The organism is Desertihabitans brevis, assembly GCF_003327535.1.
Taxonomy (GTDB): domain Bacteria; phylum Actinomycetota; class Actinomycetes; order Propionibacteriales; family Propionibacteriaceae; genus Desertihabitans; species Desertihabitans brevis.
In genome coordinates, this window is record NZ_QOUI01000003.1 from 236,798 (window position 1) to 251,008 (window position 14,211).

At 72.8% G+C, this 14,211-nt stretch carries 14 protein-coding genes; 9 read left to right on the forward strand and 5 right to left on the reverse strand.

Annotated features, from left to right (window positions below; translation table 11 throughout):
* Positions 1-128 precede the first annotated feature (128 nt).
* The gene (locus DT076_RS06605) at positions 129-1,400 is read left to right on the forward strand and encodes a TerC family protein (RefSeq protein ID WP_114125861.1); all 1,272 of its coding nucleotides are present in this window, start codon (positions 129-131) and stop codon (positions 1,398-1,400) included.
* A 57-nt stretch (positions 1,401-1,457) separates the two neighbouring features.
* The gene (locus DT076_RS06610) at positions 1,458-1,709 is read left to right on the forward strand and encodes a DUF3072 domain-containing protein (protein ID WP_114125862.1); all 252 of its coding nucleotides are present in this window, start codon (positions 1,458-1,460) and stop codon (positions 1,707-1,709) included.
* A gap of 99 nt (positions 1,710-1,808) precedes the next feature.
* Here DT076_RS06610 and DT076_RS06615 read toward each other — a convergent pair whose 3' ends face one another.
* Positions 1,809-2,033 (reverse strand): hypothetical protein, encoded by a 225-nt coding sequence (locus DT076_RS06615; RefSeq protein WP_114125863.1) that lies wholly within the window; start codon positions 2,031-2,033, stop codon positions 1,809-1,811.
* 284 nt (positions 2,034-2,317) lie between these two features.
* Between DT076_RS06615 and DT076_RS06620 the strand changes: the two genes are divergently transcribed.
* Both DT076_RS06620 and DT076_RS06625 read left to right on the forward strand, forming a co-directional pair.
* Positions 2,318-3,592, forward strand: a complete 1,275-nt coding sequence (locus DT076_RS06620) for a helix-turn-helix domain-containing protein (RefSeq protein WP_114125864.1) — start codon at positions 2,318-2,320, stop codon at positions 3,590-3,592.
* Positions 3,593-3,621: 29 nt separating this feature from the next.
* The gene (locus tag DT076_RS06625; protein WP_114125865.1) at positions 3,622-4,608 is read left to right on the forward strand and encodes an LLM class F420-dependent oxidoreductase; all 987 of its coding nucleotides are present in this window, start codon (positions 3,622-3,624) and stop codon (positions 4,606-4,608) included.
* Between the two features lie 34 nt (positions 4,609-4,642).
* Here DT076_RS06625 and DT076_RS06630 read toward each other — a convergent pair whose 3' ends face one another.
* Positions 4,643-5,056, reverse strand: a complete 414-nt coding sequence (locus DT076_RS06630) for a DUF2000 domain-containing protein (RefSeq protein WP_114125866.1) — start codon at positions 5,054-5,056, stop codon at positions 4,643-4,645.
* 50 nt (positions 5,057-5,106) lie between these two features.
* On the opposite strand from DT076_RS06630, the gene DT076_RS06635 reads away from it, so the two are divergent.
* Complete coding sequence (locus DT076_RS06635) at positions 5,107-5,931, forward strand: AraC family transcriptional regulator (protein WP_114125867.1); 825 nt, start codon at positions 5,107-5,109, stop codon at positions 5,929-5,931.
* Positions 5,932-5,941: 10 nt separating this feature from the next.
* Here the strand turns inward: DT076_RS06635 and DT076_RS06640 are convergent, their stop codons facing one another.
* Together DT076_RS06640 and DT076_RS06645 are read right to left on the reverse strand one after the other, a co-directional pair.
* Positions 5,942-6,307 carry a hypothetical protein gene (locus tag DT076_RS06640; protein WP_114125868.1) on the reverse strand — a complete coding sequence of 122 codons (366 nt, stop codon included), beginning with the start codon at positions 6,305-6,307 and terminating at the stop codon, positions 5,942-5,944.
* A 7-nt stretch (positions 6,308-6,314) separates the two neighbouring features.
* Positions 6,315-6,944, reverse strand: a complete 630-nt coding sequence (locus tag DT076_RS06645; RefSeq protein ID WP_114125869.1) for a CDP-alcohol phosphatidyltransferase family protein — start codon at positions 6,942-6,944, stop codon at positions 6,315-6,317.
* 134 nt (positions 6,945-7,078) lie between these two features.
* Between DT076_RS06645 and DT076_RS06650 the strand changes: the two genes are divergently transcribed.
* From DT076_RS06650 to DT076_RS06665, 4 genes are all read left to right on the forward strand, one after another.
* The gene (locus DT076_RS06650) at positions 7,079-8,521 is read left to right on the forward strand and encodes an ABC transporter substrate-binding protein (protein ID WP_114125870.1); all 1,443 of its coding nucleotides are present in this window, start codon (positions 7,079-7,081) and stop codon (positions 8,519-8,521) included.
* The gene (locus DT076_RS06655) at positions 8,518-9,534 is read left to right on the forward strand and encodes a carbohydrate ABC transporter permease (protein ID WP_199539008.1); all 1,017 of its coding nucleotides are present in this window, start codon (positions 8,518-8,520) and stop codon (positions 9,532-9,534) included. The genes DT076_RS06650 and DT076_RS06655 overlap by 4 nt, the downstream gene beginning before the upstream one ends.
* Entirely contained in the window at positions 9,534-10,472 is a 939-nt protein-coding gene (locus DT076_RS06660) for a carbohydrate ABC transporter permease (protein WP_114125871.1), read from the forward strand. The genes DT076_RS06655 and DT076_RS06660 overlap by 1 nt, the downstream gene beginning before the upstream one ends.
* Positions 10,473-10,540: 68 nt before the next feature.
* Positions 10,541-11,548: an FUSC family protein gene (locus tag DT076_RS06665; RefSeq protein WP_147264080.1), complete on the forward strand. Its 1,008-nt coding sequence runs from the start codon at positions 10,541-10,543 to the stop codon at positions 11,546-11,548.
* Positions 11,549-11,578: 30 nt separating this feature from the next.
* Here the strand turns inward: DT076_RS06665 and valS are convergent, their stop codons facing one another.
* Entirely contained in the window at positions 11,579-14,155 is a 2,577-nt protein-coding gene (gene valS, locus DT076_RS06670) for a valine--tRNA ligase (protein WP_114125873.1), read from the reverse strand.
* Between the last annotated feature and the right edge of the window lie 56 nt (positions 14,156-14,211).

The window sequence follows — 14,211 nt, forward strand, 5'->3', positions numbered from 1 at the left end:
GCCGGACCTTCGGGACCTCCTCCTAGACTCGGGGCCCGGGGACGGCACCCTGTGTCCCGGCCGATGCCGCGTCCCCGCGCCGAGGTGGCTGGCCCCGCGCCAGCCCGGGTTCGACCGGGAGGTGCACGATGGACGTCAGTCCGCTGGTGTGGGTGCTCACGATCGTCTTCATCGTCGGGCTGCTCCTCTTCGACTTCATCTTCCACGTCCGCAAGGCGCACGTGCCGACCCTGCGCGAGGCCGCGGTCTGGTCGGCCCTCTACGTCGGGATCGCACTGCTCTTCGGCGTCGCCGTCCTCTTCTTCGGCGGGTCCCGCTTCGGCCAGGAGTACTTCGCCGGCTACGTCACCGAGAAGGCGTTGTCGGTGGACAACCTGTTCGTCTTCCTCGTGATCATCAGCAGCTTCAGGGTGCCGCGGGAGGACCAGCAGAAGGTGCTGCTGTTCGGCATCGTCTTCTCCCTGATCGCCCGCACCGGCTTCATCTTCCTCGGCGCCGCGCTGATCAACACCTTCGCCTGGGTGTTCTACCTGTTCGGCCTCATCCTGCTGATCACCGCGGGCAACCTGCTCAAGCCGGAGAGCTCCGACACCGACGAGGCCGACAACGTCGTGGTCCGGCTGGCCCGGCGCTTCCTCAAGACCAGCGAGGAGTACGACGGCGACAAGCTCGTCACCACCGTCGACGGGCGCCGCGTGCTGACCCCGATGCTGCTGGTGATGGTGGCGATCGGCGGCACCGACATCCTCTTCGCCCTCGACTCCATCCCGGCGATCTTCGGCCTCACCCAGGAGATCTTCCTGGTCTTCACCGCCACCGCCTTCTCGCTGCTGGGCCTGCGCCAGCTCTACTTCCTCATCGACGGCCTGCTCGACCGCCTCATCTACCTCAAGTTCGGGCTGGCGGTGATCCTGGCCTTCATCGGCGTCAAGCTGGTGCTGCACGCGCTGCACGAGAACAACGTGCCGTTCATCAACGACGGCGAGCCGGTCGACGTCTTCGAGGTCTCCACCGGGCTCTCCCTCGCCGTCATCCTCGGGGTGCTCGTGGTGACGGTGGTGGCCTCGCTGCTCAGCCCGCGCGGACGCGCCCAGACCGACATCGCCAACGCACGCCGGCACGCCAAGGCCTACCTCGACCTCGACTACACCACCGACGCCGAGGAGCGGGAGAGGGTCTTCCGCGCCCTGCTGCGCGAGGAGGAGTCGATCAGCCGGCTGCCGGCGAAGCGCCGCCAGTGGATCCGCGACGAGAGCGGGTTGATGGAGCTGCTGCGCCAGGCGCACGCGCTGGCCGACGAGCGGCGTCCCGACCTCGACGTGCCCTCACCGGAGCAGGTCGCGCAGCTGCCGGCCCAGAGCCGGCAGGAGCGGGCCGAGGACGCCGGCGGGCGCCGCTGAGCCGGCGCCCGGGCCCACCGTCGGCGGGCTGTCGGAGGTCCGACCTACGGTGGGGGCATGAGCGAACAGCCGCAGGACGAGCAGAGCACCTCCGCCGGCGAGACCATCGGCGCCTCCAGCCCGGGTCAGGACGAGTCGCTGGAGCGCGACCCGCAGGACTGGGTCAGCGGTGACGACCCGATGACCGAGGCCCAGCGCAGCTACCTCGACACCCTGGCCAAGCGGGCCGGTGAGGAGCTGCCGGCCGACCTGACCAAGGCGCAGGCGTCGGAGCACATCGAGCGGCTGCGCGAGGGCGGGCAGGCCTGAGCCTGGCGACCGCACCGGCAGGAGAGGACGGACCCTCCGGTCCGCCCCCTCCTGCCGGTCGCGGGATCGCCGCGTGAGCTCCCGCCCCGGTCGGGCCGGTCAGTACCAGATGCCGCGGTCAGCGGACTCGACGGTGCGGGGGGCGGAGTACCAGATGCCCCGGTCGGCGGACTCGACGCCGGAGCCCTGGCCGGCCGAGGTGCCGCTGGAGTACCAGATGCCGCGGTCGGCGAGCTCGGCGACGGAGCCGGAGGCACCAGCACCGATGAGCAGGGCGGCGGCGGCGAGGGAGGCGGCGGCGGTCTTCTTGGTGGAGATGGTCATGAGAGGTCGTTCCTTCTGGTCGGTCGAGACGGATGGTGCCGGTCCCGGCCGCCGCGTGCGCGTGCTGCCGCCCGAGATCACCAGACCACCCGGCCCACTCCCCGGGTGCGACTCGGATGCGCGACCGCGGCGTCGGAGGACCCGACCGGACCGGTTGGCCACGCGTCTTGACCTACGGCGCCGCGCGCTGTTGACTCGCAGTCGCAGTCGTCAAGACCTCGCGGAAAGACTGGTCGGCACTGTCGGAGATTGCAAGGACGCGGCACGGTAGGTGAGGAGCAGCCGTGGCAGGTGCAGTGGTGGCCGACCAGGTCGGCAACGGGCGCGGTGCCCGGCTCCGCCGACTGCGCGAGGGCCGGCGGCTCTCCCAGCACGAGCTCGGCGGCGGACGCTTCTCCGCGAGCTACGTCTCCCACCTGGAGACGGGCCGGCGCCCGCTGACCGACGAGGTCATCGACTTCTTCGCCGGCCGCCTCGGTGTCAGCCCCGAGGAGCTGCGCGACGGCGTGATGCCCGCGCCGACCGCCGAGGTCGCGGCCGGCACCGCCGCCCGCCACGAGGTGGAGCGGGCGCTCGCCCAGCACCGCTTCGCCACGGCCGCGCGGTCCGCCGCCGAGGCGATCCGCGAGGCGCAGCAGCGCGGGGCCGTGGCCGACGTCTGGTCGCTGTCCCTGCTGCGTGCCCGCGCCCTGTTCGAGGACGACCGGTACGACGAGGCGGTTGAGGTCGCGACCGGCTGCGCGGAGCACCCGCTGGCGCTCGAGCAGCCGACCCTGGCCATCGAGGCGCTGCTGCTCGCCGCCCGCGCCGCACGGGCGGCCGGCGACCCGGCGGCGGCGCTGGACTCCGCCGAGCGGGCGGCCCGGACCAGCTCGTCGCGTCCGGTGCCCGACCTGCGGGCCGAGGCCGAGGCCGTGCGGATCGGCTGCCTGATGGAGCTGGGCCACACCGAGGAGGCGATCGAGGCCTCCGACGCGCTGGCCGCCGTCCTGGACGACGTCCCCACCGCCCACGTCCGCGGGATCGCGCAGTGGGTGGTCGGCAACGTCCGGCTGCTCACCGGCGCCACCGAGGAGGCGATGGAGCGCCACCGCGACGCCCGTCGGCTGATCAACCCCGCGGTCGACCTCGGCACCTGGGGCCGGTTCCGCAAGGCGGCCGCCACCGTCCGCGTCCAGCTGGGCATCACCGACGAGGCGGACGAGCTGCTCGAGGAGGCCGGGTCGGCGCTGCGCATCGTCGGCGCGCCCAGTGACCTGACCGGGCTGCGGCTGGCCGAGGCCCGGCTCCGGCTGCTCCGTGGCGACACCGTCCGGGCCCGCCAGCTGGTCGAGTTCTGCGCCGGCGAGGAGGAGGTCGCCCGCTCGCCGTACTCCCGCGCCGAGCTGGAGGTGCTGCGGGCCGATCTCGCCGCGGCCGCCGGCGACCGGGCCGAGGAGGCCGCGGCCTGCCGCCGCGCCGCGCTGGGCTACCAGGAGGCCGGGCTGCTGCCCCGGTCGGTGCAGCTGTGGATGCGCCACTCCGAGCTGCTGACCGGAGGGTCCGGCACCGACGCGTGAGGGCCGCGCCCAGGGGGTAGTGCCCGGGCATGACGAACTTCGGCTACACCCTGATGACCGAGCAGTCCGGACCCCGCGAGCTCGTCGGCTACGCCGCGGACGCCGAGCGCCGCGGCTTCGACTTCGAGGTGAGCAGCGACCACTACTCGCCGTGGCTGTCCGCCCAGGGCCACGCCCCCTACGCGTGGTCGGTCCTCGGAGCGGTCAGCCAGGTCACCGAGCGGGTCGAGCTGATGACCTACGTCACCTGCCCGATCCTGCGCTACCACCCGGCCGTGGTGGCCCAGAAGGCCGCCACCCTGCAGGTGCTCAGCGGCGGCCGGTTCACCCTGGGCCTGGGCAGCGGGGAGAACCTCAACGAGCACGTCGTCGGGCAGGGCTGGCCCTCCCTGGACGCCCGCCAGGAGATGTTCGCCGAGGCGGTCGAGATCATCTCCGAGCTGCACACCGGCGACCTCATCACCTACGACGGGGAGTACTTCCGCGTCGACTCCGCCCGCATCTGGGACGTCCCCGACGAGGGCGTCCCGCTGGGGCTGGCGGTCTCGGGGGAGAAGTCGGTGCAGCGCTTCGCCCCGCTCGGCCACCACCTGATCGCGGTCGAGCCGCAGGCCGACCTGGTGTCGGGCTGGGAGGAGGCCCGCCGCGGGGCCGGGGTGGAGGAGCCGAGCCGGGCGATCGGGCAGATCCCGATCAGCTGGGACCCCGACGCCGACCGGGCGGTCGAGCGGGCGCACGAGCAGTTCCGCTGGTTCGCCGGCGGCTGGGGCGTGAACGCCGACCTGCCGACCACGGCCGGGTTCGCCGCGGCGACCCAGTTCGTCCGCCCCGAGGACGTCGCCTCCTCGATCCCCTGCGGCCCCGACCTGGACGCCGTGGTGGAGGCCGTGAAGCCGTACTGGGAGGCCGGCTTCACCGACATCGCGCTGGTGCAGATCGGCGACGAGGCCCAGCAGCGCTTCCTCGACGAGGCCGCCGAGCCGCTGCTGGAGAAGCTCCGCGCCGCCGCCCCCTGATCCCCGGCCACAGCGCCCTGAGCCTGTCGGAAGGTCACCCGTGCAGCCGCGCCCCCTTGACCACCCGGTCGACGGCGTTGCGCTCGCCGACCACCCCGACCCCGACCAGGTCGAGGTCGTCCGAGCCGACCGCGGCGACCTCGGCCCGGTTGTCGGCGTCGTTGCCGGTGGCGAAGAGCTGGGCGGTGTAGATGCTCACCGCCATCCCCCGGCCGGCCGCCCGCGCCCGGGCGGCCGTCAGCGTGGCGGCGTCCCCGGACAGCACGCTGACCGGGTGGCCGAGCATGGGCAGGTAGGACTGCCCGTCGGCGTCGACGTAGGGCTCGCCGACCAGGTCGGGGGCGGCGGCAGTCAGCCCGCTGACCAGGAACGCGGTCACGTTCAGCTCCTGCCAGGCGAGCAGGTCGTCGCGGACGACGACCACGATCTTGGGTCTCTCGAAGGCCATGGGTCCAGGGTGGCCGCGCCCGTGCGGACCGGTCTTGTACGTTCCTCGCCATGCCGCCGGCCGTGCCGCCGACCGACCAGGTCACCGCCTGGCGACCCCGGCTGCCCGGGGTGGCCGAGGTGCTGCACGCCCGCTGGCACCGGCACGCCTACCCCGCCCACACCCACGACACCTGGACGGTGCTGCTGGTCGACGACGGCCTGATCGGGTTCGGCCTGGACCGCCACCAGCACGCGGTGCTGGGGTCTGCGATCACGGTGCTGCCCCCGCACGTGCCCCACGACGGCCGCACGGTGACCCCGGCCGGATTCGGCAAACGGGTCCTCTACCTCGAGCAGGACGTCCTCGACCCGCGGCTGGTCGGGCGTGCCGTCGACCAGCCGCTGGTGGTGGACCGCACGCTGCGCGACCAGCTCGCCCGGCTGCACCACACGCTGCTCTCCGGCGACCCGTGGACGGCCGAGGCCACCCTGGCGCTGGTGGTCGAGCGCCTCGGCTGGCACCTCCACGGACGACCGGCCACCGGTCGGCAGCGTCCCGCTCCGGCGGTGGCCCGGCAGCTGCGCACGCTGCTGGACGCCGACCCCGTCGGCGCACCGCCGCTGACCGAGATCGCCCGGCTGCTCGAGGTCAGCAGCACCCACCTGATCCGGTCCTTCACCCGCACCTACGGGTTGCCGCCGCACCGCTACCTCGTCGGTCGCCGGCTCGACCTCGCCCGCCGCGCGCTGCTGGCCGGTCAGGCCCCGGCCGAGGTGGCGGTCGGCACCGGCTTCCACGACCAGTCCCACCTGACCCGGCACTTCCGGCGGCTGCTGCAGACCACGCCCGGCCGTTACCAGCGCAGCGGGGCCGCTCCCGGCGGCCCGGGCTGAGGCGCGGGGCTCACAGCCGGTCGAGCAGCCATCCCGGGCCCTGCACCGCGGCGCCGGCCGCGAGCACCCGGGCCCGCAGGCCCCGGTCGGCGGTGACCACCGTGACGTCGGCCTCCGCGGCGGCCACCACCTCACGCACGACGGCGTCGTCCCCCTCCCCGGAGGCGTGCACCACCTCCACGGCGCCGCTGCGGCCCGCCGGCGCGCCCCCGCGGGCCCGGCCCTCCAGCACCAGGACGACATCCGCGCCGAGGTCGGCCGCGGTCAGCCGCTCGAGCAGCCGGCGCGCCGCCCCGGCCCGGTCGCGCCACCAGCCGTCCGGGCGCGAGCCGACGACGTTGGCGGCATCCACCACCAGCACCGCCCGCGCCGCCACGGCGACCTCAGAAGATGGCCGTGCGGGCGTCGGGGTCGGCCTCCAGACGGCCGGCCAGCCGCAGCACGTAGCCGGCACCGGCGAGCACGTGCAGCACCGCGCCGGCACCGAAGGCGACCAGCCCGACCAGGGTGAAGGCGCCGGCGCCCGGGATCGCGGCGTCCCCCAGCAGGGCGGCCGGCATCGCCACCATGATGAGGGCCGTCCGCACCTTGCCGGCCCACGAGGCCCGCATCCGCTCGATCCGGGAGCGGAACCGCAGCCCGGCCAGCAGCACCACCACGTCGGTCACCACGATCAGCGCCAGCACCCACCACGGCACCAGCCCGGCCACCGTCATCGTCACCAGGATGATGAGGATGCCGAGCCGGTCGGCCACCGGGTCGAGCCAGATCCCGACGTCGGACACGGTGTGCGTGCGGCGGGCCAGGAACCCGTCCACCCAGTCGGTGGCGCCGAAGACGACCAGGGCCACCGTGGCGGCCAGCCGCGCGTCGGTGCCGAGCACGAGCCACACCACCAGCGGCACGAACACCACCAGCCGGGCCAGCGTGATCGCGTTGGGGACGGTCGCCCACCCGTGGACGACCTCGCCCCGCGCCGGACGGTCGACCTGGGTACCCGCGGGGTCGGACATGGCGGCCAGTCTAGGTGCGGCGCGACACCGGCGGTTCAATCCCGAGGGCGGAGGAGAAGTCAGCGTATGAATCACTTCTCCGGGTACAGCGAAGTTCCGGCGCGCACGTGCCGGACCCGATCAGGAGGTGGCACATGACTGCAACACATCGATCGACGACGCTCGACGGGCTGCACCGCCTCCGACGGACCCCACAGCAGCGCCTCCGGCGCGGTCTCGCCGCCGGCGTCCTCGGCCTCGGGCTGCTCGGCACCGCCGCCTGCAACCCCGCCGCGCAGAACCCCGCGCCAGCCCCTGAGGAGGGCGGCACCGACTTCGCCAGCGCCCCCACCGGCAGCCTGCTGATCAGCGGCTACAACCCGTCGGACGAAGTGGCCCAGTCCCGCGCCGACCACGCCGAGGCGCAGCTGGCCGACGTCGAGATCAGCCTGGACACCACCAGCTTCGACACCCAGAAGTTCGCCGCCCAGGCGGCCTCGGGCGACGTGCCCGACCTCATCCGCGCCGACCGCAACCTCGTCGCCACGCTGGCCGACCAGGAGCTGGTCCAGCCGATCGACGAGTGCTTCGCCGCCCACCAGGTGGCACCCCGGGAGTACTTCTACCCGGCCACGGTCGACGACGTGACCTACGACGGCGCGGTCTACGGCGTGCCCGAGTTCTTCCAGCCCTCCGCCCTGCTGGTCAACACCCGGGTGCTGGAGGAGGCCGGGGTGTCCCTGGAGGAGGTGTCGACCTCCGACCCGCAGGCGGTGGTCGAGCTCGGCGAGCGGCTCACCGAGCTGGACGGGGACAACCCGACGCGGCTCGGCTTCGACGCCGACATCCCCGGCTCGGCCGCGATGTGGATGACCCTGCGCGGCGGTGCGGTGCAGGCGCCCGACGGACGTCCCACCCTGGACACCCCCGAGAACGTCGCCACGCTCACCTGGATGAAGGAGCTGATGGACGCCCAGGGCGGCTACCCCTCGATCAAGAGCTTCAAGGACTCCCAGGACGTCTTCGGCGACGCCAACCCCTACGTGGCCGACGAGGTCGCGGTGGCCACCTGGGCCCAGTGGTACGTCAACGTGCTGTCGGACTACGCCGACGACATCGAGCTGGCCGCGGTGCCGATCACCGACGCCTCGGGGCAGCCCTTCGCGTGGGCCGGCGGCAGCGCCTTCGCCATCCCCACCGCCGCGAAGAACCCGGCGGCCGCCTGCGCCTGGGCGATCGAGGCCACCTCCACCGACGCCTGGATGGCCGCCGGTGAGGCCCGTGCCGCCACGGTCGAGGAGGAGGGCAGCATCAACACCGGGCTGTTCACCGGGTCCCCGGTGGCCGACCAGGCCGTCCGCGAGGCCTTCGTCACCACCTCCGGCAACGAGCAGTTCGACCAGGTCATCGACACCTACTACCAGGTGCTGTCCAACCCGCGCACCCGCGGCGCCTCCGCGGTCGGTGAGCAGATCGGCAACGACCTGGAGAACGCGGTGGTCGTCACCCTCTCCGGGGAGACCGACCCGCAGACCGCGCTGACCGAGGCGCAGGCCTCCTCGACCCGGGCCTGGGAGCAGTCGAGGGCCGGTTCGTGAGCTCGGCCCACACGGTGGGCGTGACGGGGAGCGGGGCCACCGGCCCGAGGGCGGCGGCCGAGCTCACCGACACCCCCGCCCCGCGCACCCCGCGCGGGCGTCGCCGCAAGGTCAGGGAGAAGTACAGCTGGCGGGAGTCGCTGGCCGGCTACCTCTTCATCAGCCCCTGGTTGATCGGGTTCCTCACCTTCACGGTGATCTCGATGACCTGGAGCCTGGTGCTCTCCTTCACCGACTACAACCTCGCCACCGGCTCGCAGACCCCGGCCGGGCTGGACAACTACCGGCTGGTGGTCGAGGACCCCAAGGTCGTCACCTCGCTGCTCAACACCTTCGTCTTCGTGGTGCTCTCGGTGCCGCTGGAGCTGGTGCTGGCGATGGTGCTGGCCCTGCTGCTCAACACCGTCCGACGCGGTTCGGGGCTGTTCCGCACTCTGCTCTACCTGCCCAAGATGACCCCGGCGGTGGCCACCGCCGCGGTGTTCCTGCTGCTGCTCAACGGCAACGAGGGGGCCATCAACGCGGTGCTGGAGTTCTTCGGCATCCCCGGTCCGCAGTGGCTGTCGGACCCGAGCTGGGTCAAGCCGTCCATCGTCGTGATGGGTCTGTGGGGCGTCGGCGGCTCGATGGTCCTGCTGCTGGCGGCGCTGCGCAACGTCCCCAAGGAGCTGCACGAGGCGGCGGCGGTGGACGGGGCGAGCACGGCCCGGCGCTTCTTCAGCATCACCGTGCCGATGATCTCGCCCACGGTGTTCTTCGTGGTGGTGGTCAACACCATCGCGGCGCTGCAGGTGTTCGACCAGGCGTACCTGCTCTTCTACCGCGACGGGAACAGCAACGCCCCCGACGCCGCCCTGTTCTACGGGGTGTACCTGTTCCAGCAGGCCTTCCAGCAGTTCAACTTCGGCTTGGCCGCGGCGATGGCGTGGCTGCTGTTCGTCATCATCCTCGGCATCACCGCCGTGCAGATGCTCGTCGGCAACCGCACCGTGCACTACGAGGGAGGACGCTGATGGCCACCGACATCTCCTCGGAGCGCATCGTCGCCCCGGTCCGCCGCAGCGCGGAGGCCGAGAGCACCCAGTGGGCCGGGCCGCCGAAGCACCGGGTGCTGGCCCTCGCCGGCCAGGTGGTGCGCTGGACGCTGCTCGGCGGGTTCTCGCTGCTGTTCCTCTACCCCTTCGCCTGGCTGCTGTCGGCCAGCCTCAAGCCGCGCGGGGAGATCTTCGACAACCGCCTGATCCCGCACACCGTCGTCTGGGACAACTACGTCGAGGTGTTCCACCAGCTGCCGCTGCTGGCCTGGCTGTGGAACTCGGTGGTCATCGCCCTGCTCTCGGCCGGGCTGATGACGATCTCCAGCTCGCTGGTGGCCTTCGGCTTCGCCTACTTCCGCTTCCCCGGGCGGGCCTGGCTGTTCCGGCTGCTGCTGGCCTCGATGATGCTGCCCGGTGCGGTGACGCTGATCCCGAACTACCTGATCTGGCGCTACCTGGGCTGGCTGGGGACGTCGGTACCGCTGTGGGGGGCGGCGCTGTTCGGCTCGGGCTTCTACATCTTCCTGATGCGCCAGTTCTACCTGTCGCTACCCAGGGAGCTGTTCGAGGCGGCCCGGGTCGACGGCTGCTCCGCGCTGGGCCTGTTCACCCGGATCGCCTTCCCGCTGGCGCTGCCCGCCTCGGTGATCGTCTTCATCTTCGAGTTCCAGGCCGCCTGGAACAACTTCACCGGTCCGCTGATCTACCTCAACGCGACCGGGGTCGAGAACTTCACCGTGCCGCTGGGGATCGCCCACGCGATGAGCATCTACAGCCCCACCAACGGCGGGCAGGGTGACTACCAGTACGTCATGGTGGCCTCGCTGCTGGTGACGCTGCCGATGATCGCGGTGTTCGCCTTCGGCCAGCGCTACTTCGTCGAGGGGGTCGCCTCGGTGGGGGTGAAGGGCTGAGCCTCCCGCAGCGGGTAGTCGCCGCCTGGTGGCTGCACCCGCGGCTGTCGCTCTCGGTGCGGACGGCCGTGGCGGCCGTGGTCGCCTGGCTGCTGGGACAGCTGGTGCCGCCGCCGCTGGCCGACTACCCCTACTACGCCCCGCTCGGCGCGGTGATCTCCACCGGGTTCACGGTGGTGAGCTCGGTGCGCGAGGCCGTCCGGACGGTGCTGGCGGTGCTGCTCGGCGCCGGGGTCGCCGCCCTGGTCGACCTGTGGCTCGGACCGGGGGTGCTGGCGCTCGGGGTGGTGGTGGCCGTCTCCACCGTGCTGGCGGGGTGGCGTGCGGTGGCGGGGACCGGGACGTGGGTGGCGACCTCGGCGATCTTCGTCCTCATCCTCGGCAACGCCGACCCCCAGGCCTACGTCGGCGCCTACGCGGGGCTGATCGCGCTCGGGGCGCTGGTCGGCATCGGCGTCAACCTGCTGCTGCCGCCGCTGCCGCTGTCGGTCTCGGAGCGGGAGCTCACCTCCCTCGGCGGGGTGCTGGCCGACCAGCTGCGCCGGTTGGCCGACGGCCTCGGCGCCGAGCAGCTGCCCACCGCGGAGGAGTGGCAGGACCGCCGGCTCGAGCTCGAACCGGTGGTCGGCCGGGCGCGGGAGTCGGTGGCCACCACCCAGGAGGCGCGCCGGGGCAACTGGCTGGCCCGCTGGTGGGCCGAGCGCAGCACCCGGCAGACCGACCTGGCGCACCGGCTGGAGATCCACGCCCGGGTGGTCGACGTGCTCACCCTCACCGTCACCGAGCAGGAGACCCGCGACGCCCAGGAGCCGGCCCTCGGCCCGCGGCTGCGCACCGTGGTGGCGGACGCCCTCGGCGCCTACGCCGACGCCCTGGACCGGATCGGCACCGACACCGAGCCCCCCGACCTCGACGCCCTCGACGCCGCGACCAGCCGGCTGCGTGAGGAGGTCCGGGAGGTGGCCCGGCAGAGCAGCTCCGACTCCTTCAGCGCGGCCTCGGTCGCGGTGTCGCTGGAGCGCGGGCGGCGCGCCTTCGGCGAGGAGGACGTCACCACCCTCGGCGGCCGCGACTGACCACCGCCTGCTCGTCGGTTCCGGGGTGGCTCAGCCGGCGAGGGTGGCCTCGACCAGCGGGGCGTCGGCGGCCGAGGCCGGCTGGGTGGTCACCTCGCCGGTGACGTTGCCGGCGGCGCGCAGGTCGTCCAGGGCGAGGGTGAGCGCGGCGAGCGCCTCCTCGCTCGCGGTGATCTCCAGCGCGGTGACCTCGGTGCGCTGGCTGACCTTCGCCGTGGACTTGCTGCCGCGGATCTGGGCCATCACCTCGCTGGCGGTGGTGAGCACGGCCAGGTCACCGGTCTCGACGGCGAGCTCGTCGACGGTCGGCCAGGACGCGCGGTGGATCGACCCGTCCTGCCACCACGACCAGACCTCCTCGGTGACGAAGGGCAGGAACGGGGCGAGCAGCCGCAGCTGGGTCGACAGCGCCAGCACGAACGCAGCCCGGGCCGAGGTGGCGGCGGCGTCCTCACCGCGGGCCCGGGACTTGACCAGCTCGAGGTAGTCGTCGCAGAAGTCCCAGAAGAACCGCTCGGTCGTCTCCAGCGCGGTGGTGTAGTCGAAGCGCTCCAGCGCCTCGGTGGCCTCCTCGACCACCCCGCGCAGCCGGGTCAGCAGGGCGCGGTCGATCGGCTCGGTGACCAGGGCCGGGTCGAGCAGCGAGGCATCGGCCCCCAGCCCGTAGGCCTCCGGCGCGGCGAGCACGAACTTCGACGCGTTGAGCACCTTCATGGCCAGCCGCCGGCCGACCTTCATCTGGGCCTCGTCGAAGGCCGAGTCGACGCCGGGGCGGGCGGCTGCGGCCCGCCAGCGGACGGCGTCCGAGCCGTACCTGGCGAGGATGTCGTCGGGGACGACGACGTTGCCCTTGGACTTGCTCATCTTCTTGCGGTCGGGGTCGAGGACCCAGCCCGAGAGCGCGGCGACCCGCCAGGGCAGGGTGCCGAACTCCAGGTGGGAGCGGACCAGCGTGGCGAACAGCCAGGTGCGGATGATGTCGTGGCCCTGCGGGCGCAGGTCCATCGGGAAGGTGGCGGCGAACAGGGCGGGGTCGCGCTCCCAGCCGCAGACCAGCTCCGGGGACAGCGAGGACGTCGCCCAGGTGTCGAGGACGTCCGGGTCGGCCATGAACCCGCCGGGCTGGTTGCGCTGGCTCTCGTCGAACCCGCGCGGGGCCTGGGAGGCGGGGTCGACGGGCAGCTCGTCCTCGCTGGCGAGGATCGGCTCGTCGTAGACGGGCTCGCCCTCGGCGTCCAGCCGGTACCAGACCGGGAAGGGGATGCCGAAGAAGCGCTGGCGCGAGACCAGCCAGTCGCCGTTGAGACCGTCGATCCAGTTGGTCAGCCGGGCGCGCATGTGCTGCGGCACCCACTCCAGCTCCCCGCCGCGCTCGATCAGCGTCTTCGCCAGCTCCGCGTCGCGGCCGCCGTTGCGCAGGTACCACTGGCGGGTGGAGATGATCTCCAGCGGCTTGTCACCGCGCTCGTAGAAGTTGGCCATCCGCTGGGTCGGCTTCGGCTCGCCGTCGAGGTCGCCGCTGGCGCGCAGCAGCTCGACGACGGCCTCGCGGGCGGAGAAGACGGTCTTGCCGGCCAGCTGCTGGAAGGCCTCCTCGCCGGCGGCGGGGATCCACTCGGGGGTCTCGCGCTGGATCCGGCCGTCACGGCCGATGATGGTGCGGGTGGGCAGCTGCATCTCGCGCCACCACTGGACGTCGGTGAGGTCGCCGAAGGCGCAGCACATGAGGATGCCCGAGCCCTTCTCCGGGTCCGCGGCCTCGGAGGCCCGGACCTCGACCTCGACGCCGAACAGCGGCGAGGTGACCGTGGAGCCGACGAGGTGGGCGTAGCGCTGGTCCTCGGGGTGGGTGATGAGGGCGACGCAGGCCGGCAGCAGCTCGGGCCGGGTGGTCTCGATGTGGACCGGCCCCTCGGCAGGGCTGTCGGCGGTCGGGTGGAAGGCGATCCGGTGGAAGGCGCCGGGGTAGTCGCGGGCCTCCAGCTCGGCCTGGGCGACCGCGGTCTGGTAGGTGACGTCCCACAGCGTGGGGGCGTCCTGCTGGTAGGCCTCGCCGCGGGCCAGGTTGCGCAGGAAGGCGCGCTGGGAGACCCGCTGGGCCTCGGTGCCGATGGTCGTGTAGCTCTGCGACCAGTCGACCGAGAGCCCGAGGGTGCGCCACAGCGACTCGAAGACCTTCTCGTCCTCCTCCACCAGCTGGTTGCACAGCTCGATGAAGTTGCGCCGGCTGATCGGCAGCTGCCGCTTCGCGTCCGGCTTCTCCGGCGGGGTGAAGTCGGGGTCGTAGGGCAGCGACGGGTCGCAGCGGACGCCGAAGTAGTTCTGCACCCGGCGCTCGGTGGGCAGGCCGTTGTCGTCCCAGCCCATCGGGTAGAAGACGTCCTTGCCGCGCATCCGCTGGTAGCGGGCGATGACGTCGGTGTGGGTGTAGCTGAAGACGTGGCCGACGTGCAGCGAGCCGGAGACGGTGGGCGGCGGGGTGTCGATGGAGAACACCTGTGCGCGGTCGGTCGAACCTCCGAAGCGGTAGGTGCCCTGGTCCTCCCAGCGGGTGGACCAGGCGGCCTCCAGGCCTTCGAGGACGGGCTTCTCCGGGACGCGGTTCACAAGGGCGCAGTCTACGGAGTCGCCTCGCGCGTGTCCTCCGCGTTCGGACCGCTCCG